Below are 18,366 nucleotides of genomic sequence, written 5' to 3' on the forward strand. Positions count from 1 at the left end.
GTCGATTATCGGCCTTCCGCGCCCGCTAAGCAAGCGATCACCGCACGAACCGCGCCGCGCGTCTCCTCCAGCGAACCGCCGGTCGGAATCACGAAATCGGCGCGTTCGCGCTTTTGCGCATCGGGCATCTGCTTGGCGAGGATCGACTCGAAGCGCTCGATCGTCATGCCCGGCCGGGCGAGGACGCGCGCGCGCTGCACCTCGGCGGGCGCCGAGACCACGGCGATCCGGTCCACCTGCTGCCAACCGCCCGCCTCGAATAGCAGCGGGATGTCGAGCACCACCAGCCGCCGATCGCGATTCGATTCGAGAAACTGCGCCCGTTCATGGGCGATAGCGGGGTGGACGATCGCCTCGAGCCGCTTGAGCGCATCGGGATCGCCGAACACGGCCTTGCCCAGCAGCGGGCGATCGACTCCGCTTTCCCCGGTCGTGCCTGGAAAGGCCGCCTCGATCGCGGCGACCAGTCGCCCGCCCGGCCCCTGTAGTCGATGGACCTGCGCATCGGCATCGAACACCGGCACGCCCGCGTCCGCGAACATCGCCGCGACGGTGGACTTGCCCATGCCGATCGATCCGGTGAGGCCGAGGATCAGCATCAGGCGGTCAACAATGCCCGCAATTGCGCGTCATGCTCACGCGGGGGTGCCTTGCCGAAGAACAGTTCGAAGGCGAGCGCGGCCTGACCGATCAGCATTTCCAGCCCGTCGACCGTCTCCAGATCGCGCGCACGCGCGGCGGCGAGCAGCCCGGTCTCGAGCGGGGCGTAGACCGCATCATAGACCACCGCGTCGTCGGGGAGATTGTCGAGATCGAGATCGAGCGGGGGCTGGCCGGTCATTCCCAGCGAGCTGGCATTGACCAGCAGCGCCACCGGCGGGATCGGCGCGTTCAGCGCGACCACATCGCCCTTCAGCCCGAAGGTCGCAAGCAATCCCATCGCCTTGAGGGGCGAGCGGTTGAGGATCGTCACATGCCCGACCCCAGCGCGTGCCAGCGCGAACAGGATCGCTCGCGCCGCGCCGCCGGCGCCGACCACGGCGACCGGCGCGCCCTCCAAGTCGAACTCGGCGAGCGGGGCGTAGAAGCCGGCGGCATCGGTATTGGTACCGATGAGCGATCCGTCGGCGCTGCGGAAGACGGTGTTGATCGCGCCGATCGTGTCGCGCACGCCGCCGGGATCGGGGACGTGATCGAGCGCGGCGATCTTGTGCGGGGCGGTGATGTTGCAGCCGCGCCAGTTCGGATCGTCGCGGCGCGAGGCGAAGAAGTCCGCCAGCCCCTCGGCGGTGACATGCGTCTTGCCGTAGGCGGCGGCGAGGCCGAGCTTGTCGAGCCAGAAGCCATGGATCAGCGGCGATTTGGACTGGGCGATCGGGTCGCCGATCACTTCGGCGAAGGGAGTGGTGGTCATGACGTCAACACGCCTCTCGTGCGTAGATAATCGAGGATATTGAGCAAGGGCATGCCCAGGATCGTGTAGTGGCTCCCCTCCATCCGGGAGAAGAGCTGAACCCCCGCGCCCTCGACCCGGTAGCAGCCGACGCAGCCCGAGATCGCGGGCCATTCGGCATCGAGATATTCGGCGATGAACGCGTCGGAGAGCGGCCGCACCAGCAGCCGCGCGCGATCGACATGGCGCCAGACCGGGCGGCCATTTTCGGCGATCACCGCGGCGCTGTAGAGATCGTGGCGCTTGCCCGAAAGCAATTTGAGATGCCGTTCGGCATCGGCACGGTCGACCGGCTTGTCGAGCAGGGTGCCATCCTCGATCGCCACCACGGAATCGCAGCCGAGCACCAGGGTCCCGGGAACACGCTGGCTGACCTTGAGCGCCTTCAGCTCGGCGAGCGCATCGGCCAAGTCGCGCGGCGCAACTTCGCGCATCGCCGCCTTGGCCGCGTCCTCATCGACATGCGCGGCGAGCGCTTCATGCGGGACACCGGCGGCGGTGAGCATCGCGCGGCGCGACGCGCTGGTGGAAGCGAGCACGATCATTCGGCGCGAACCCCGGACCCGGCTTCGCGTTCATTGCACAAGGTGATGATCGCCGCGGCGGTTTCCTCGATCGAGCGACGGGTGACGTCGATCACCGGCCAGCCATTGTCGGCGAACATGCGCCGGGCATAGGCAACCTCGCGCTGCACCGCCTCATGCTCGACATAGGAGGTCTCGTTCTGCTGGTTGAGCGAGAGCAGCCGGTTGCGGCGGACCTGGATCAGCCGTTCGGGACTGGTGGTAAGACCGACGACCATCGGGTGACGCAGCGCGAACAGGGTCGGCGGCGGCGGGGATTCGGGAACGATCGGAATGTTCGCCACCTTGAACCCGCGATTGGCGAGATAGATCGACGTCGGCGTCTTCGATGTGCGCGACACGCCGGCGAGGACGATATCGGCCTCCTCCCAATTCTCCCAATTGACGCCATCGTCATGGGCGATGGTGAACTGGATCGCGTCGACGCGCGCGAAATAGGCGGCGTCGAGCGTGTGCTGCCGCCCGGGCCGGGCCTTCATCTCCTGCCCCAGCATACTGGAGAGTGCGTGATTGACCGGATCGAGCGGCGCTACTGCGGGCAAGCCGATCGCCCGGCACCGCGCCTCGAGCGTGCGGCGGATCTCGGGATTCACCAGCGTGAAGATCACCAGGCCGGGATTCTGAGCGATTTCGCCTAGGATGCGTTCGAGATGCGTCTCGCTGCGCACCATCGGCCAGAAATGGCGCAGCACCTCGACATCGTCGAACTGGGCCAGCGCCGCCTTGGCGATATTCTCCAGCGTCTCGCCGGTGGAATCGGAGAGCAAATGAAGATGCAGACGCATCAGCTGGGCAGATCTGTGGAAAACATGGGGAAAATCGCTAGCGCAACCGCGAGGGCACGCCAAGCGGCCCGATCGGTCCACGATCCGGCCAATTCATCCACAACGCGTTCCACATGTCCCCGGATGCACACACAGCCTGTGGATGATGTGGACAAGAGCCGCGACTCTGCAGCGAATCGCGGGCGATTCCAGCGTCAATCTGTTGGCAGAATCGGCACAAACGCCTAAGCCCCGGCATCCACGCACCAACAAACAACAACATCCTTCTTTGAATCTTTTCTTCTTTTAGAAGATGGAATGAGCGGTCCTGTGAATTCGAACCCCAAACCCTCCAAGCCCCTCCTCAAAGTGCTTTCCGGCGAACGCGTCGATGCTCCGCCGATGTGGCTCATGCGTCAGGCAGGCCGATACCTTCCCGAGTATCGCGCGCTGCGTGCGGAAAAGGGTGGCTTCCTGGAGCTGGTCAACGACAGCGAAGCCGCGGCCGAAGTCACGCTTCAGCCGATCCGACGCTTCGGCTTTGACGGCGCGATCCTGTTTTCCGACATCCTCGTCGTGCCGCACGCGCTGGGGCAGGATCTGTGGTTCGAGGCGGGCGAAGGACCGCGGCTGGCACCCCGGCTGGTCGATCATGCGCTGGAAAGCCTCACAGCGGCCCCTGAGCGGTTGAATCCGGTGTACGGGACCGTTCGCCGGGTTACGGCCTCACTTCCCGCTGAAACCGCCTTCCTGGGCTTTGCAGGGAGCCCCTGGACCAACGCAACCTATATGGTCGCCGGCCAGGGCAGTCGCGACCAGAGCGAAACACGGCGCATGGCCTATGGCGATCCAGGCGCATTCGGGACGATCATTGATGCGATTGTCGCCATGTCGATCGACTATCTGGCGAAGCAGGTCGAGGCGGGCGTCGAAGCCGTGCAGCTGTTCGACAGCTGGGCCGGCTCGCTCTCACCCTCGCAGTTCGAGCGCTGGGTGATCGCACCCAACGCTGCGATCGTCGCGGGGCTGCGCACGCGGTGTCCGCAGGTGAAGATCATCGGTTTTCCCAAGGGCGCGGGTGGCAAGCTCGCCGCCTATGCGCGCGAGACCGGGGTGGATGCGATCGGGCTGGACGAGACGGTCGATCCCGCCTGGGCACATCGCGAATTACCCACTGGGCTGCCCGTGCAGGGCAATCTCGATCCGCTCGCGCTGATTGCCGGCGGCACGGAGCTGGAAACCGCGGCGCGGCGCGTGCTTGATGCGCTGTCGGATCGTCCCCATATCTTCAATCTCGGGCACGGCATCCAGCCGGATACGCCGATCGCCCATGTCGAGCAGCTGATCGATATCGTTCGGGGGACGGCCAAGTGAGCGGATTTCTGGGCGCCGCCTATCTTTGGGTCAAAGCGGCGCACATCATCTTCGTCATCTTCTGGATGGCGGGACTGTTCATCCTTCCGCGCTACCTCGTCCATCATCAGGAAGCGCTCGGTGATGCGGTTCAGGCCAAGGCCTGGGCGGATCGCGAGGCAAAGCTGCGCCGCGTGATCCTGACGCCGGCGATGGCATTGGTGTGGATCCTCGGTATCGCGCTTGGCGCCAATCTTGGCCTGTTCGAGGGCGGCGCGGGACTTGGCTGGCTCCACGCCAAACTGCTGCTCGTCGTGCTGCTGTCGGGCTATCATGGCTGGGCGGTCAGCTATTCGAAGCGACTTACCGCCGGACAAGGAAGCCTCACGTCCCGCCAATTGCGGATGATCAACGAGATCCCGGCGATCTTCGTCGCGCTGATCGTTGTACTGGCCGTGGTGCGTCCCTTCTGACGGCTTGACTTGAATCAAGCCCGAACCTAACGCCCAACTGTCGTGCCACCCTCCCGGTGGCCGCGGCATCCTTCCTTTTTCCTCAAGCCATCGCAGCGTCTCAACGCCCGGAAACCTTCCCAGCGATCGCCACACGGACTCCCCCAAAATGCATCTCAAAGACCTCAAGAAAACTCCCCCCGCCGAGCTGGTGACGATGGCCGAGGAGCTCGGCGTCGAAAGCGCCTCGACGCTCCGCAAACAGGATCTGATGTTCGCGATCCTCAAGGCTCAGGCCGAGAATGGCGAGCAGATCATGGGCGAGGGCACGATCGAAGTACTCCAGGACGGCTTCGGCTTCCTGCGCAGCCCGCAGGCGAACTATCTCGCCGGCCCTGACGACATCTATGTTTCGCCCAACCAGGTTCGCAAGTTCGGCCTGCGCACCGGCGATACGGTTGAAGGCGAGATCCGCGCGCCCAAGGACGGCGAGCGCTATTTTGCTCTGACCAAGCTGGTCAGCGTCAATTTCGACGATCCCGATGCGGTGCGTCACCGCGTCAATTTCGACAATCTGACGCCGCTCTATCCGGAGCAGAAGCTGACGCTCGATCCCGCCGACCCGACCGTAAAGGACAAGTCGGCGCGCGTGATCGACATCGTCTCACCGCAGGGCAAGGGCCAGCGTACGCTGATCGTCGCGCCGCCCCGCGTCGGTAAGACGGTGATGCTCCAGAACATCGCCAAGGCGATCACCGACAACCATCCCGAGGTGTTCCTGCTGGTCCTGCTCATCGACGAGCGGCCCGAGGAAGTCACCGACATGCAGCGTTCGGTGAAGGGCGAGGTGGTCAGTTCCACGTTCGACGAGCCGGCCACTCGCCACGTCGCGGTCGCCGAGATGGTGATCGAGAAGGCCAAGCGCCTGGTCGAGCACAAGAAGGATGTCGTGATCCTGCTCGACTCGATCACCCGCCTTGGCCGCGCCTACAACACCGTGGTCCCGTCGTCGGGCAAGGTGCTGACCGGTGGTGTCGACGCCAACGCGCTCCAGCGTCCGAAGCGCTTCTTCGGTGCCGCGCGTAACATCGAGGAGGGCGGTTCGCTCTCGATCATCGCCACCGCGCTGATCGATACCGGCAGCCGCATGGACGAAGTCATCTTCGAAGAGTTCAAGGGCACCGGCAACTCGGAAATCGTGCTCGACCGCAAGGTCGCCGACAAGCGCGTCTTCCCGGCGCTCGACGTCGGTAAGTCGGGCACCCGCAAGGAAGAGCTGCTGGTCGATAAGGGCAAGCTCAGCAAGATGTGGGTGCTGCGCCGCATCCTCATGCAGATGGGCACCATCGATGCGATGGAATTCCTGCTCGACAAGATGAAGGACTCGAAGACCAACGAGGACTTCTTCGATTCGATGAACCAGTAAGCGGGTTTGGGGGTTTAACAGGGCATGTCTGAACTCTGGGGGCATATCGTCCACGACTTCGCGGGACTGTTCGCTGGCGATGCCAGCGCGTGGTTCGCGTTTGGTCAGGTGATCCTGATCGATATCGTGCTGGCGGGCGACAACGCCATTGTCATCGGTGCGCTGGCGGCGGGCCTGCCCGCGGATCAGCGCAAGAAGGTGATCCTGATCGGCATCATCGCCGCACTGGTGCTGCGCATCGGTTTCGCGCTGGTGGTAACGCAGCTGATGGCGGTGATCGGCCTGGTCTTCGCGGGCGGTGTGCTGCTGCTGTGGGTCGCCTGGAAGATGTATCGCGAGATCGTCGTTGGTGGCCACAACCCCGGATCGCCTGAGATCGAGGGCGACGAGCATTCGGGTCTTAAGCCCGCGAAGAGCTTTGCCGGTGCTGCCTGGGCGGTCGCAGTGGCCGATGTGTCGATGAGCCTCGACAATGTCCTGGCCGTCGCAGGCGCGGCGCGCGCGCATCCAGGCATCCTGATGGTTGGCCTGGTAATTGCGGTCGCGCTGATGGGCGTCGCGGCGAACATCATCGCCAAGTACATCGAGCGTTACCGCTGGATCGCTTGGATCGGACTGTTGGTGATCATCTATGTCGCTGGGTCGATGATCTATAACGGGGTGATCGACAAGAATATCGGGATCCTGCAGCTCTTCCAGTAAGCTGCTGATCTGGAACAAAAACGGGCGGCGTCCAACGTGGGCGCCGCCCTTTTCGTATCAGCCGATATGCTCGGCGAAGAAGGCCTCGGTCCGGCTGTCGGCGAGCTGGGCGGCAGCGTCCGAGCGGCGATTGCCCATCTCGGTCGCGAAGCCGTGATCCTCACCGGGATAGTCGTACAGTGTCACGCGGGGATGATCGTCCAGCCCCTCATGCATCTTCGCCTGCACCTCGGGTGGGACAAAGCCGTCATTGCCGGCGATGTGGAGCAGCAGCGGCCGGGCGATGGCGTGCTTCTCTCCGAGTAGCCCGTCAACCCCGACCGCATAATAGCCGACGCTGGCGTCGGAGTCGGTGCGCGCTGCGGTCATATAGGCGAGGCGGCCGCCCAGGCAGTAGCCGGTGACGCCGACCTTGGTGCCCGTGGCAGCGCGGGCGGCGCGGATCGTCGCTTCGATATCCTCGATCCCCTTGTCCTGATCGAACTTGCCGAACAGATCGAGCCCGCGCCGGAACTCATCAGGCACGTCGGGATCGAGCTGAATGCCGGGATCGAGCCGCCAGAACAGGTCGGGCGCGAAGGCGACATAGCCTTTCGATGCCCAATGATCACACTTGCGGCGAATGCCCTCGTTCACGCCGAAGACCTCCTGGATGACGATGATGGCACCGCGCTGTGATCCTTCAGGATCGGCGCGATAGGCGACAAAGCTGCCGTGGCCGTCGAGGCTATGGATCGTTGTGGTCGCCATTTTGGTCTCCTGTCAGAGGTGGCGCTGCTCATGATCGAGCAGCCATTGCTTGGTTGTCGGACCCTCGCCCGACGAATAGGATCCCAATGCTCCGCCCGCGCCCAGAACGCGATGGCAGGGAACGACAATCGGGAACGGATTGCGCGCGCACAATTGGCCGATTGCCCGTGGACCGGAATCGAGCTGGCGTGCGAGCTCGCCATAGCTGGCGATTTCACCATAGCGTAGCGCGATCAGGCCCGCGCGGAGCACGCGACCGCGCGAAGAAGCGATCTGCGGCAACGGGAGATCGAAGTTCCTGAGATCGCCTGCGAAATAGGATTCGATCTGATCTGCGGCGTTTCGGATGGCTGCGGCTTCACCGTGTCGCAGGCTGCCTTCCACGCCCAGATCGATGCGGGTCAGCGTTTCGTCGTCGCCTTCGATGCGGATCCGGCCGATGGGCGTTGCGATCAGGGCATGGTCGCGCGCATACATGGGCACAGCGTAGGGCAGGGCGAGCGTCCGGCTCAAGCGGAGAAGAGTCTATGAAGATCAATGTCGAGATCGATTGCACGCCCGAGGAAGCCCGGCGCACGATGGGTCTTCCCGATTTCACGCCGGTCCATGATCATTACATCAAGATGCTGCTCGATTCGATGGATAAGGGAATGGTGAACCCCGAGATGATCGAGACGATGATGAAGAGCTGGACGCCGATGGGCGAGGCCGGGATGAATTTCTGGCGCGGCATGTTCGACATGAGCAAGTTCGAAGGCGGCAAGCGCGGCGAGTGACCGACACGATCTTTGCGCTGTCGAGCGGGCAGGTACCCGCCGCGATCGGCGTGATCCGCATCTCCGGACCCGGCGCGTTCGCGGCGGTGGAATCGCTGGTGGGAGCTTTACCGCCGGTACGGCGCGCATCGTTGCGAACATTGCGCACGGATACGACGCATCTCGATCGCGCGCTCGTGCTGATCTTTCCGGGACCGGCGACCGCGACGGGGGAGGATCTGGCGGAGCTGCATCTTCATGGCGGGCGTGCGGTGGTGCGGGCGGTCGAGGGCGCGCTTGGGGCGATGACCGGCCTGCGCGCCGCCGAGCCGGGCGAGTTCACCCGGCGGGCGCTGGCCAATGGCCGGATCGATCTGACCGAGGCTGAAGGGCTGGGTGACCTGCTCGCGGCCGAGACCGAGGCGCAGCGGCGCGCGGCGATGCGCGCGGCCGAAGGCGGCGTTCGCCGGCGGATCGAAGGCTGGGCAGCGCGGACGCTGCAACTCTCCGCTGCGGTCGAGGCGCTGCTCGATCATGGCGATGAGGACGATGTCGCGGCGGAGGCCGGGATGCTGGAACAGGTGGGCGAGGGCGCGCGCGACCTGGCGGGCGAGATCGAGGCCGTGCTGGAGGAACCGGGGATCGAGCGGCTGCGCGACGGAATCCGTGTCGTGCTGGCGGGACCGCCCAATGCGGGCAAGTCGACCTTGCTCAATGCGCTGGCCGAGCGGGAAGCGGCGATCGTCTCGCCGCTCGCCGGGACAACGCGAGACCGGATCGAGGCGCCGGTGATGCGCGACGGCGTCGCCTATCTGTTGACCGACACTGCTGGGTTGCACGACGCGCCATCGGACATGGTCGAGGAGATCGGTATCGCACGGGCGCAGGAAGCGCTCGACCAGGCCGACCTGATTTTGTGGTTGGATGATGGGGCGCCGCCCGCGGTGGCGGCGCCGCACATCCTGATCCATCCACGCGCCGATCAAGCTGCGCGTGGGTCTATCGAAGAGGGCCGGCTGAGCGTATCCGCGCGCACCGGCGAGGGGGTTGCGCGCCTTTGGGATCGGATCGCCGATGCCGCGCGATCGATGCTGCCGGCGGGCGACGCGATCCCGCTCAACCGCCGTCAGCGCGATCTCGCGCAACTTGCCGCCGCAGCGTTACATAGCGCAGGGCGAGGGAGCGACCCGTTGCTGATCGCTGAAGACCTGCGCCACGCGCTGCGGGCATTTGATCGGGTCACCGGTGCCGCCGATGTCGAGGCGATGCTCGATACGCTGTTCGGACGCTTCTGCATCGGCAAGTAGATGTTCCACGTGGAACGCTTTTGACCGGAGCGCCCGTCGGCGCTATTTCGAGCGCCATGCGGACATGGGATGTGATCGTGATCGGTGGCGGACACGCCGGGACCGAGGCGGCTGCGGCGGCTGCGCGCTGCGGTGCGCGGGCGGTGCTCGTCACCTTCGACCCGACGACGCTGGGCGCAATGTCGTGCAACCCTGCCATTGGTGGGTTGGGCAAGGGCCATCTGGTCCGTGAGGTCGATGCCCTGGACGGGTTGATCGGACGCGCTGCGGACCAGGCTGCGATCCATTATCGGTTGCTCAATCGATCCAAGGGGCCGGCGGTACAGGGACCGCGTGTCCAGGCTGACCGCAAGCGCTATGCTGCGGCGATCCAGATGATGCTGGCCGAGCAGTCTGGGCTCGACATCGTTGAAGGCGAAGCGGTGAGCTTGCTGGTCGAGCAGGGGCGGGTGACCGGCGTGCGGCTCGGCAATGGCGAGACGCTGCGCTGCGCGGCGGTGGTCATTGCCAGCGGTACCTTTCTGGGCGGACGCATCTTCCGTGGCGAGGAGCGCGAGACCGGAGGTCGTGTCGGCGAGCGGGCCGCGACCGCATTGGGCGTCCAGTTGCGCGAGCTCGCGCTACCGATCACGCGTCTGAAGACGGGGACGCCGCCGCGTCTGGATGGCCGCATGATCGACTGGGGCGCGCTTGAAGAGCAGCCCTCCGACATCGAGCCGTGGCGGATGTCACCGCTTACCAGCACGCAACGCTTGCCCCAGCTCACCTGCGCGATCACGCGGACTACGCAGGAAACGCACGACATCATCCGCAGTGGGCTTGATCGTTCACCGCTCTTCAGCGGCGCGATCGAGGCCGGCGGTCCGCGCTATTGCCCGTCGATCGAGGACAAGATCTTCCGCTTCGGCGACCGCGACGGGCATCAGATCTTCCTCGAGCCGGAGGGGCTGGAGACCAACCTGGTCTATCCCAATGGCCTATCGACGTCGCTGCCGACCGATGTGCAGGCAGTGATGATCGCCTCGATCCCGGGCCTTGCACGCGCGACCATCGTCACGCCGGGCTATGCGGTGGAGTATGACCATGTCGATCCGCGCGCGCTCGGGGCGTCGCTGGAATGCCGCGACGTGCCTGGGCTATTCTGTGCGGGTCAGATCAACGGCACCACGGGCTATGAGGAGGCGGCGGCGCAGGGGCTGGTCGCCGGAATCAATGCCGCGGCGCTGGCGCTGGAACGAGCGCCAATGATCCTTCCACGTGAACTCAGCTATATCGGCGTGATGATCGATGACTTGACGCTTCAGGGCGTGACCGAACCCTATCGCATGCTCACCGCCCGTGCCGAGTATCGCCTGCGCCTGCGCGCTGACAATGCCGAGACCCGGTTGAGTGCGATCGGAGAAGCGATGGGCTGTATTGGTGAAGTTCGGCGCGCACATCAGCGCCGCCGTCGTGACGACCGTGCAGCGCTGGATTCGCGCTTCACTGCGCTGCTGACCGCCCGTCAACTAGAACAGGCGGGAGCATCGGTGTCTCAGGATGGCGCGCGGCGCAGCGCGTTCGAATGGCTGCGCTTCCCCGGGGTCAGCATCGCCCATCTTGGCCTGGATGACGGCGACGCCGATCCGGACCTGCTCGCCGAGCTGATCGAGGATGCGCGCTATGCGCCCTATCTGGAGCGGCAGGCGGCGGAGCAGGAAGCGATGGCGCGATCCGATGCCACGCCGATCGCCGCGGCGCTCGACTATGCCGCGATCCCGGGACTTTCGAACGAGATGGTCGAGCGCTTGTCGCTCGCCCGGCCAGCGACGGTCGGGGACGCTGCGCGGGTACGGGGAATCACCCCAGCGGCGTTGACAGCGATCATGCTCCATGTCCGGCGTGCCGCATGACCGAGGATGAAGCCAGGGGCTGGATTCGTGAGCGTCATGGTGTTTCACGTGAAACACGACTCGCCGCGTTCGTCGATCTGCTCCGCGAGGAGGCGGAGAAGCAGAATCTGATCGCGCCTTCGACGCTCGATCAGATTTGGGCGCGGCATATCGTCGATTCGGCACAGCTGCTCGCTCACGCTCCAGACACAGGGGTGTGGCTCGATATCGGCAGCGGCGCGGGGTTACCGGGGCTAGTTGTCGCGCTGCTTCGCGATGCACCGGTCGAGCTGGTCGAACCGCGCAAGCTTCGCACCGACTTTCTGTCGGGCGTGGCAGCTGAGCTGGATCTGGCGGACGTCACCGTCCACACCGCAAAGATTGAACGGACCCAAGGGTCGGCGGCGGTCATTTCGGCCCGAGCGGTCGCGCAGCTCACTGACCTGTTTCGTATCGCCAAGCATCGATCCACATCTTCCACAGTCTGGGTGCTGCCAAAGGGCCGAAATGCGCAATCGGAGGTGGAAGAGGCGCGCCGCAAATGGCATGGTTCGTTCCACGTGGAACCGAGCATCACGGCTCCCGATTCACTCATCGTCGTCGCCAAGGGGGTCCGCCCGAGATGATTTGCATCGCCATCGCAAACCAGAAGGGTGGGGTAGGCAAGACCACGAGCGCGATCAACGTCGGCACCGCGCTTGCCGCGACCGGACAACGCGTGCTGCTTCTCGACCTCGATCCGCAGGGCAATTGTTCGACGGGGCTTGGCATCAGTCGAGCCGATCGCGAGCGTTCAACCTATGATCTGCTCGTTGGTGACGTGACCCTGGAAGAGGTTGTCGTTGCGACCAAAGTGCCGGGACTCGATATCGTTCCCGCGACGGTGGACCTGTCGGGGGCCGAGATCGAGCTGATCGAGTTCGACGCGCGTACCCATCGCCTCGACAATGCCATCGATCGCAGCGAGCAACGCTGGGATGTGATCCTGATCGATTGTCCGCCTTCGCTGGGCCTGCTAACGATCAATGCGATGGTGGCGTCCGATGCGCTGCTGGTGCCGCTCCAGTGCGAGTTCTTCGCGCTCGAGGGGTTGAGCCAGTTGCTCAGCACGGTCGAGCGCATCCGCAGTCGCTTCAATCCGGGCCTGTCGATCCTGGGCGTTGTGCTGACGATGTACGACCGACGCAACCGTTTGACCGACCAGGTCGCCGATGACGTGCGGGCGGTGCTGGGTGGCGTGGTGTTCGACACGGTGATCCCGCGCAACGTCCGCCTTTCCGAAGCGCCGAGCCACGGCATGCCGGCGCTGATCTACGATTATCGCTGCGCCGGTTCCGAAGCGTATATCGCGCTTGCGCGCGAGGTGATCGACCGCCTGCCCAGGCTGAGGAAAGCCGCATGACCGACGAAACCACACCATCCGCTTCCGTCACCTCGCTGCGCAAGGCGCCGCGCCCGCATCTCGGCCGCGGGCTCAGCGCATTGCTCGGCGATGCCGAGCGGGAAGAGCCGGTTCGTCCGGGTTCCGAGCATTCTCCGGGCGTGCGGATGTTGCCCGTCAGTTCGCTCGCGCCACATCCCGAGCAGCCGCGCCGTCATTTCGACGAGGACGCGCTAGAGGAGTTGGCCAAGTCGATCGCGGCGCGTGGACTGATCCAGCCGATCGTCGTTCGTCCGCACGGCAAGGAATATCAGATCGTCGCCGGCGAGCGCCGCTGGCGTGCGGCGCAGAAGGCGCGGCTGCACGAGGTTCCGGTGATCGTCCGTGACCTGGACGAGGCCGAGACGCTCGAAATCGCGATCATCGAGAATATCCAGCGCGAGGAGTTGAACGCGATCGAGGAGGCCGAGGCCTATGCCAAGCTGATCGGGCAGTTCGGCCATACGCAGGAAGTGCTAGCGAAGATCGTCCACAAGTCGCGCAGCCATATCGCCAACCTGCTGCGCCTGCTCGATCTGCCCACGAGCGTGCGTGAGCGGGTGGTCGAGGGCATGTTGACCATGGGTCATGCTCGCGCGCTGATCGGCGCACCCGATCCCGAGAAGCTCGCCCGGATCGTCGTCGAGCGCGACCTGTCGGTGCGCGAGACCGAGAAGCTGGCGCGTGAAGCCAAGCCGCGCACGGCGGGGAAGGGGACCAATGCGGGTTTGTCCGATCTTGGCGCCAATGCTGATATCGCCGCGCTTGAGCGTCAGCTTGGCGATGTACTCGGCCTCAATGTGAAGATCAGTTACGGTGACAAGGGCGGGGCGATGACGCTGGCCTATTCGACGCTCGATCAGCTCGACATGATCTGTCAACGGCTGACAGGCGAAAAAATATAGTATTTTCAGTTTATTAGATGGAGTAAGCCCACTCCATAACCCGGATCAATCGTCCGGCAGGCGGTATTCAAGCGCGTAATGATGCACGCCGTCCTCGATCCTAACGTGGTAAACACCTGAAATTCCCCGCAGCGCGCTGGTTCCGGATCCAGGCACGATCGTGATCGAAAGCTCGTGGGCACCGGCATCCATGATTCCGCGGTGGATCACGGTAAAGGCGCCGCCGCGACCATCGAGATCTCCGCGAATTCGCTCCATCGCCACATAAGCTCCGGACTGCTCAACCATCATCGCGAGCATTTCGCCTTCACCCGATCCTTGAAGGCCGCCGACATAGAGTTTCTCGATGAGCATGCGGCCGGGAGCGTCTGGCTTCGCATCGGGCTGCGATCCGACCGGGATCATCTTGATCTGAAACGTTCCTGCGGCACGACGCATCTTTATTTCTCCACCTCGGCAGCCTTCGGCTTCCGGTGGAACAAATAAAGAACGAGGGGAGGAGGAGTCAATTGGCGAGCAGGCGCCGGCCGCCTTGATGGTTGCTGCGTCCGGTGATCGCAGCCTGCAGCAGCGTATTCAGCCGCAGCTGATCACCGACTTCGCGCTGCCGCCCTTGCCAGCGTCACCAGCGCCTCATCGGCGACGACCTGACCCGCATTGCCGCCGGCGCGCGTGATGCCGCGCTCCGCCTCGCGGACGCGTTCGACGGCGCGGGCGAGCATCGGACTGGTCCAGCGGCGCAGCGCGATCTTGGTGCTCATCTCTTCCTTGAAGAAGACGCGGTGCTTCTTGACCACTTCGTCGGCTGAGGCGCCGCGGTCGATATCGGCACGCATCTCGGCCAGGCTCATCAGTCGGCGGACAAGTTGGCGCAGCAGCGGGATCGCGGACACGCCGGCTTGCTCCAGTCGGGCGAGCTCGACGCCGATCTCGGCCGCGCGGCCCTCGACCACCGCCTCGATAGCGCTCTGCATTTCGGCATCGCCCAGATCCGCGCCGATCGCCTCCAGTGCTTCCATTCCCGCCTCGCGCGGGCGATCGGGTGCGGCGTCGAGGTAGATGGAGAGTTTCTCGATCTCGCGTGCCAGCACGGCGCGGTCGCCGCCTGAGAGTGCCGCGAGCCGTTCGGCGGTGCCGTTGACGAGCCTGAGGCCATTCTCGCGCGCGATTCCTGCCGCCAACTGCGCGGCGTTGCGCGCATCGGGCATGTAGCAGGCGTGCGCCATCGCGTTCGGTGCGGCGAGGACGAGTTTAAGCAGCCGTCCGGTGCCCTTGAGGCCGCCACCGACTGCGACGACGGGGTTTCCGGCTACCTCGGCATCAAGAAGCAGCCTGACCGCCTCGGTTCCGTCATCGTCGATTCCGGCAATGCGGATAAAGCGGGCGCCGCCGAACAGCGAGAGCGAGGCCGCTTCGCCCGCCAGCCGTCCCGGATCGCCCTTGAGTGAGCCGCCCTCGATATCGATGCGTTCGGCCTCGGCGCCCATCGCCCGGCCCAGCCGGCCGGCGAGGTCGTTGGCACCGGCCTCGTCAGGGCCATAAAGCAGGAACAGGCGGATATCCGCCCCGGGCTTGTCCAGCCGGGTGCGGATTTGCGCTTCGCTGGCCTTCACTTGCTTTCTGCGGAGCGTGCGTAGCGGGCGAGACGTGCGACAATCTGGTCGGCGACGATGCCTGACAGCCGCTCAAGCGCGCTCTTCTCTGCCGCGATCGTCGCATATTCCGAACTGGCGACATCGATGCCCGCGTCGGAGCCTGCGGTGGCGTCGAGCACCACCTGTCCGGTGGAGAGTTCCACGAGCTGATAGCGCGCGCGCAGGGTCCGGCGTTCGCGCGTCACGACATCGTCGCGGCGCACGCCCAGGCCCTCGATGCGGTCGTCGAGCTTGATGTCGAGGCGATAGACCGGCGTGCCGCTGCGGGTTGCTTCGATTCGGTCGCGCACGGCGTTGGCGACCAGCCAGCCATTCTCACCCTGGATCGGTGCGACTTCGACGCCGGAAAGCATCGTTTGCACCGGACCGCCGACACCGCCGCCATAGAGCGGCCGCAGCCCGCCACAGCCGCTGAGCGCGAGCGCCGACAGCACGAACAGGGCGGGCGCGATCTTCATGCGACGATGTTCACCAGACGGTCGGGCACGACGATCACCTTCCTGGGAGCTGCGCCGTCCAGAATGCGCTGCACATTCGGGTTTGCCAAGGCCATCGCCTCCAGCACGTCCTTCGCTTCGCCCTTCGCGGCTTTCACCGTGTCGCGCAGCTTGCCGTTTACCTGGATCGCGATCGTGACCTCGTCCTCGACCAGCAAGCCTGGGTCGACCTGAGGCCATTCGGCGTCGGCGATCAGGCCATCATTGCCCATCACGGCCCAGGCTTCTTCGGCCAGATGCGGCGTCATCGGCGCGGCGAGCAGGATGATGGTGCGGACCGCTGTGGCGCGCGACGCGCTCGGCTGCGCCTTCTCGATCGCATTGACCAGCGCGTAGAGCTTGGCGACCGCCTTGTTGAACTGCAGTCCTTCAATGTCCGACGCCACGCCGGCGATGGTCTGATGAAGGACGCGGTCGAGCGCCTTGTCCTCGCCTTCCCATGCATCGAGGCCGTCGAACAGGCGCCACAGGCGCTGGACGAAGCGCCAGGCACCTTCGATGCCGTTCTCGGTCCATTCCAGGTCGCGCTCGGGGGGCGAGTCCGACAGCACGAACCAGCGCACCGCGTCCGCGCCATACTGATCGACGATCGGTTCGGGATCGACGGTGTTCTTCTTGGACTTGGACATCTTCTCGATGCGACCGACCGTCGCCGGATTGCCGCTCGATTCCTCGATCCAGACCTCGTCCTTGCGCACGACTTCGCCCGGCGACAGCCAGCGGCCGTCAGCGGACTTGTAGGTCTCGTGCGTCACCATGCCCTGGGTGAACAACCCCTCGAACGGCTCGGCGATGTCGAGCATGCCGATGCGCTTGAGCGCGCGCGTCCAGAAGCGAGCATAGAGCAGGTGCAGGATCGCATGCTCGACCCCACCGATATACTGGTTCACCGGCAGCCACTGCTCGGCGACCTTGCGGTCAAACGGCTTGTCGCCCGGCTGGCTAGCGAAGCGGATGAAATACCATGACGAGTCGACAAAGGTGTCGAGCGTGTCGGTCTCGCGCCGCGCCGGATTGCCGCAGCGCGGGCAATCGACATGCCGCCAGGTCGGATGCCGGTCGAGCGGGTTGCCGGGAATGTCGAAGCTGACGTCCTCGGGCAGCACCACCGGAAGCTGCTTCTTGGGCACTGGCACCACGCCGCAGACTTCGCAATGGACGATCGGGATCGGCGTGCCCCAATAGCGCTGGCGGCTGACGCCCCAGTCGCGCAGGCGCCATACGGTGGTGCCATTGCCCCAGCCGCCGGCTTCGGCGCGGGTGATCACCTCGCGCTTGGCATCGGGCACGTCCATGCCATCGAGGAAGTGCGAGTTCACCAGCGTGCCGGGACCGGTATAGGCTTCGACCTCGGTAAATTCGGGGGCGGTCTTGTCGCCTTCGGAAACGACACGCATGATCGGGAGCGCGTACTTGGTCGCGAATTCGAAGTCGCGCTGGTCATGCGCCGGCACGCCGAAGACGGCGCCGGTCCCATAGTCCATCAGCACGAAGTTCGCGATATAGACCGGCAATTCCCATGCGGGATCAAAGGGATGGGCCGCGCGGATGCCGGTGTCGAAGCCCAGCTTCTCCTGCGTCTCCAGCTCGGCCGCCGTGGTGCCGCCCAGCTTGCACTGCGCGATGAAGGCTTCGGCCTCGGGGTTGGTCTGCGCGAGCTTGCGCGCGATTGGATGGTCGGCGGCGATCGCTACGAAGCTCGACCCGAAGATCGTGTCGGGCCGCGTCGTGAAGACCTCGACCTCACCCCCGTCAGAGAGCTTGAACCGGAACTGAAGGCCTTCCGACTTGCCGATCCAGTTTTCCTGCATCAGCCGGACCTTGTCGGGCCATTTGTCGAGCGTGCCCAAGCCGTCGAGCAGCTCGTCGGCGAAATCGGTGATCTTGAGGAACCACTGGTTGAGTTTCTTCTTCTCGACCAGCGCACCCGATCGCCAGCCGCGACCGTCGATCACCTGCTCGTTGGCGAGCACGGTCATGTCGACCGGGTCCCAGTTGACCGTCGATTCCTTGCGATAGACCAGCCCGTTCTCAAGCAGGTCGATGAACAGCGCCTGCTCGTGCCCGTAATAATCGGGTTCGCACGTCGCCAGTTCACGCGTCCAGTCGATCGCGAGGCCGAGGCGCTTCAGCTGCGCGCGCATCGTCGCGATATTGTCGCGCGTCCAGCCGCCGGGATGGACCTTCTTCTCCATCGCCGCATTCTCGGCCGGCATGCCGAAGGCGTCCCAGCCCATCGGGTGAAGTACTTCCATGCCGCGCATCCGCCGATAGCGGGTCAGCACATCGCCCATCGTGTAGTTGCGGACATGGCCCATGTGGATGCGCCCCGAGGGATAGGGGAACATCTCGAGGACGTAGGATTTGGGCTTGGGCGAGTTATCGTCGGCGGCGAAGGTGCCGCGTTCTTCCCACAGCTTCTGCCACGCAGAATCAGCCTTCAGCGCGTTGAACCGCGACACATTTCTTCCT

Annotated in this window: 20 protein-coding genes; 10 read left to right on the forward strand and 10 right to left on the reverse strand. The window is 64.9% G+C overall.

The features are described 5' to 3' along the window. Nucleotides 1-5: 5 nt before the first annotated feature. Genes coaE through AC07M1_RS00880 form a run of 4 tightly spaced genes read right to left on the reverse strand, consistent with a single transcriptional unit; the run spans nt 6 to nt 2,825 of the window. Nucleotides 6-599 (reverse strand): dephospho-CoA kinase, encoded by a 594-nt coding sequence (coaE, locus tag AC07M1_RS00865; RefSeq protein WP_495160681.1) that lies wholly within the window; start codon nt 597-599, stop codon nt 6-8. Continuing rightward, on the reverse strand, nt 599-1,414 hold the full coding sequence (locus AC07M1_RS00870) for a shikimate dehydrogenase family protein (protein WP_495160682.1): 816 nt from the start codon (nt 1,412-1,414) through the stop codon (nt 599-601). Before AC07M1_RS00870 ends, coaE begins: the two co-directional genes overlap by 1 nt. Then, the gene (locus AC07M1_RS00875) at nt 1,411-1,998 is read right to left on the reverse strand and encodes a Maf family protein (protein ID WP_495160683.1); all 588 of its coding nucleotides are present in this window, start codon (nt 1,996-1,998) and stop codon (nt 1,411-1,413) included. The genes AC07M1_RS00870 and AC07M1_RS00875 overlap by 4 nt, the downstream gene beginning before the upstream one ends. Next, nucleotides 1,995-2,825: a pyruvate, water dikinase regulatory protein gene (locus AC07M1_RS00880; protein ID WP_495162786.1), complete on the reverse strand. Its 831-nt coding sequence runs from the start codon at nt 2,823-2,825 to the stop codon at nt 1,995-1,997. The genes AC07M1_RS00875 and AC07M1_RS00880 overlap by 4 nt, the downstream gene beginning before the upstream one ends. A gap of 294 nt (nt 2,826-3,119) precedes the next feature. Here AC07M1_RS00880 and hemE point away from each other — a divergent pair, with 294 nt between their 5' ends. From hemE to AC07M1_RS00900, 4 genes are all read left to right on the forward strand, one after another. Further along, nucleotides 3,120-4,175, forward strand: coding sequence for a uroporphyrinogen decarboxylase (gene hemE / locus AC07M1_RS00885; RefSeq protein WP_495160684.1), 1,056 nt, complete (start codon nt 3,120-3,122; stop codon nt 4,173-4,175). After that, nucleotides 4,172-4,627 carry a CopD family protein gene (locus AC07M1_RS00890; protein ID WP_495160685.1) on the forward strand — a complete coding sequence of 152 codons (456 nt, stop codon included), beginning with the start codon at nt 4,172-4,174 and terminating at the stop codon, nt 4,625-4,627. The genes hemE and AC07M1_RS00890 overlap by 4 nt, the downstream gene beginning before the upstream one ends. Before the next feature lie 148 nt (nt 4,628-4,775). Next, entirely contained in the window at nt 4,776-6,032 is a 1,257-nt protein-coding gene (gene rho, locus AC07M1_RS00895) for a transcription termination factor Rho (protein ID WP_495160686.1), read from the forward strand. A 24-nt stretch (nt 6,033-6,056) separates the two neighbouring features. Then, nucleotides 6,057-6,734, forward strand: coding sequence for a YjbE family putative metal transport protein (locus tag AC07M1_RS00900; RefSeq protein ID WP_495160687.1), 678 nt, complete (start codon nt 6,057-6,059; stop codon nt 6,732-6,734). 57 nt (nt 6,735-6,791) lie between these two features. On the opposite strand, the gene AC07M1_RS00905 is transcribed toward AC07M1_RS00900, so the two are convergent. Together AC07M1_RS00905 and AC07M1_RS00910 are read right to left on the reverse strand one after the other, a co-directional pair. Further along, nucleotides 6,792-7,484, reverse strand: coding sequence for a dienelactone hydrolase family protein (locus tag AC07M1_RS00905; protein WP_495160688.1), 693 nt, complete (start codon nt 7,482-7,484; stop codon nt 6,792-6,794). 12 nt (nt 7,485-7,496) lie between these two features. Next, entirely contained in the window at nt 7,497-7,997 is a 501-nt protein-coding gene (locus AC07M1_RS00910; RefSeq protein ID WP_495160689.1) for a methylated-DNA--[protein]-cysteine S-methyltransferase, read from the reverse strand. Between the two features lie 14 nt (nt 7,998-8,011). On the opposite strand from AC07M1_RS00910, the gene AC07M1_RS00915 reads away from it, so the two are divergent. Genes AC07M1_RS00915 through AC07M1_RS00940 form a run of 6 tightly spaced genes read left to right on the forward strand, consistent with a single transcriptional unit; the run spans nt 8,012 to nt 13,742 of the window. Then, on the forward strand, nt 8,012-8,260 hold the full coding sequence (locus AC07M1_RS00915; protein WP_495160690.1) for a DUF6489 family protein: 249 nt from the start codon (nt 8,012-8,014) through the stop codon (nt 8,258-8,260). After that, the gene (mnmE, locus tag AC07M1_RS00920; protein WP_495160691.1) at nt 8,257-9,546 is read left to right on the forward strand and encodes a tRNA uridine-5-carboxymethylaminomethyl(34) synthesis GTPase MnmE; all 1,290 of its coding nucleotides are present in this window, start codon (nt 8,257-8,259) and stop codon (nt 9,544-9,546) included. Before AC07M1_RS00915 ends, mnmE begins: the two co-directional genes overlap by 4 nt. Nucleotides 9,547-9,602: 56 nt before the next feature. Further along, a complete protein-coding gene (mnmG, locus tag AC07M1_RS00925) occupies nt 9,603-11,438 on the forward strand; it encodes a tRNA uridine-5-carboxymethylaminomethyl(34) synthesis enzyme MnmG (RefSeq protein WP_495160692.1) in 1,836 nt (611 codons plus the stop codon). Continuing rightward, nucleotides 11,435-12,043, forward strand: a complete 609-nt coding sequence (rsmG, locus tag AC07M1_RS00930; RefSeq protein ID WP_495160693.1) for a 16S rRNA (guanine(527)-N(7))-methyltransferase RsmG — start codon at nt 11,435-11,437, stop codon at nt 12,041-12,043. Before mnmG ends, rsmG begins: the two co-directional genes overlap by 4 nt. Continuing rightward, nucleotides 12,040-12,819, forward strand: a complete 780-nt coding sequence (locus tag AC07M1_RS00935) for a ParA family protein (RefSeq protein WP_495160694.1) — start codon at nt 12,040-12,042, stop codon at nt 12,817-12,819. Before rsmG ends, AC07M1_RS00935 begins: the two co-directional genes overlap by 4 nt. Next, a complete protein-coding gene (locus tag AC07M1_RS00940; protein WP_495160695.1) occupies nt 12,816-13,742 on the forward strand; it encodes a ParB/RepB/Spo0J family partition protein in 927 nt (308 codons plus the stop codon). Before AC07M1_RS00935 ends, AC07M1_RS00940 begins: the two co-directional genes overlap by 4 nt. Nucleotides 13,743-13,787: 45 nt before the next feature. Here AC07M1_RS00940 and AC07M1_RS00945 read toward each other — a convergent pair whose 3' ends face one another. The 4 genes from AC07M1_RS00945 to leuS all read right to left on the reverse strand — a co-directional run bounded on the left by AC07M1_RS00945 (nt 13,788) and on the right by leuS (nt 18,356). Beyond that, nucleotides 13,788-14,180 carry a DUF3224 domain-containing protein gene (locus AC07M1_RS00945; protein WP_495160696.1) on the reverse strand — a complete coding sequence of 131 codons (393 nt, stop codon included), beginning with the start codon at nt 14,178-14,180 and terminating at the stop codon, nt 13,788-13,790. Between the two features lie 152 nt (nt 14,181-14,332). Next, on the reverse strand, nt 14,333-15,355 hold the full coding sequence (gene holA, locus AC07M1_RS00950; RefSeq protein WP_495160697.1) for a DNA polymerase III subunit delta: 1,023 nt from the start codon (nt 15,353-15,355) through the stop codon (nt 14,333-14,335). Continuing rightward, nucleotides 15,352-15,855: an LPS assembly lipoprotein LptE gene (gene lptE, locus AC07M1_RS00955; RefSeq protein ID WP_495160698.1), complete on the reverse strand. Its 504-nt coding sequence runs from the start codon at nt 15,853-15,855 to the stop codon at nt 15,352-15,354. Before lptE ends, holA begins: the two co-directional genes overlap by 4 nt. After that, nucleotides 15,852-18,356: a leucine--tRNA ligase gene (gene leuS / locus AC07M1_RS00960; RefSeq protein WP_495160699.1), complete on the reverse strand. Its 2,505-nt coding sequence runs from the start codon at nt 18,354-18,356 to the stop codon at nt 15,852-15,854. The genes lptE and leuS overlap by 4 nt, the downstream gene beginning before the upstream one ends. Between the last annotated feature and the right edge of the window lie 10 nt (nt 18,357-18,366).

Source organism: Sphingomonas sp. GW821-FHT10C01, from assembly GCF_059415525.1.

Bases quoted from the DNA above. Each gene is read 5' to 3' on its own strand.
- hemE (WP_495160684.1), top strand. From the start codon at position 3,120: ATGAGCGGTCCTGTGAATTCGAACCCCAAACCCTCCAAGCCCCTCCTC.
- lptE (WP_495160698.1), bottom strand. From the start codon at position 15,855: ATGAAGATCGCGCCCGCCCTGTTCGTGCTGTCGGCGCTCGCGCTCAGC.
- AC07M1_RS00915 (WP_495160690.1), top strand. From the start codon at position 8,012: ATGAAGATCAATGTCGAGATCGATTGCACGCCCGAGGAAGCCCGGCGC.
- AC07M1_RS00945 (WP_495160696.1), bottom strand. From the start codon at position 14,180: ATGCGTCGTGCCGCAGGAACGTTTCAGATCAAGATGATCCCGGTCGGA.
- AC07M1_RS00875 (WP_495160683.1), bottom strand. From the start codon at position 1,998: ATGATCGTGCTCGCTTCCACCAGCGCGTCGCGCCGCGCGATGCTCACC.
- AC07M1_RS00900 (WP_495160687.1), top strand. From the start codon at position 6,057: ATGTCTGAACTCTGGGGGCATATCGTCCACGACTTCGCGGGACTGTTC.
- mnmG (WP_495160692.1), top strand. From the start codon at position 9,603: ATGCGGACATGGGATGTGATCGTGATCGGTGGCGGACACGCCGGGACC.
- coaE (WP_495160681.1), bottom strand. From the start codon at position 599: ATGCTGATCCTCGGCCTCACCGGATCGATCGGCATGGGCAAGTCCACC.
- AC07M1_RS00935 (WP_495160694.1), top strand. From the start codon at position 12,040: ATGATTTGCATCGCCATCGCAAACCAGAAGGGTGGGGTAGGCAAGACC.
- rsmG (WP_495160693.1), top strand. From the start codon at position 11,435: ATGACCGAGGATGAAGCCAGGGGCTGGATTCGTGAGCGTCATGGTGTT.
- rho (WP_495160686.1), top strand. From the start codon at position 4,776: ATGCATCTCAAAGACCTCAAGAAAACTCCCCCCGCCGAGCTGGTGACG.
- AC07M1_RS00905 (WP_495160688.1), bottom strand. From the start codon at position 7,484: ATGGCGACCACAACGATCCATAGCCTCGACGGCCACGGCAGCTTTGTC.
- AC07M1_RS00940 (WP_495160695.1), top strand. From the start codon at position 12,816: ATGACCGACGAAACCACACCATCCGCTTCCGTCACCTCGCTGCGCAAG.
- AC07M1_RS00870 (WP_495160682.1), bottom strand. From the start codon at position 1,414: ATGACCACCACTCCCTTCGCCGAAGTGATCGGCGACCCGATCGCCCAG.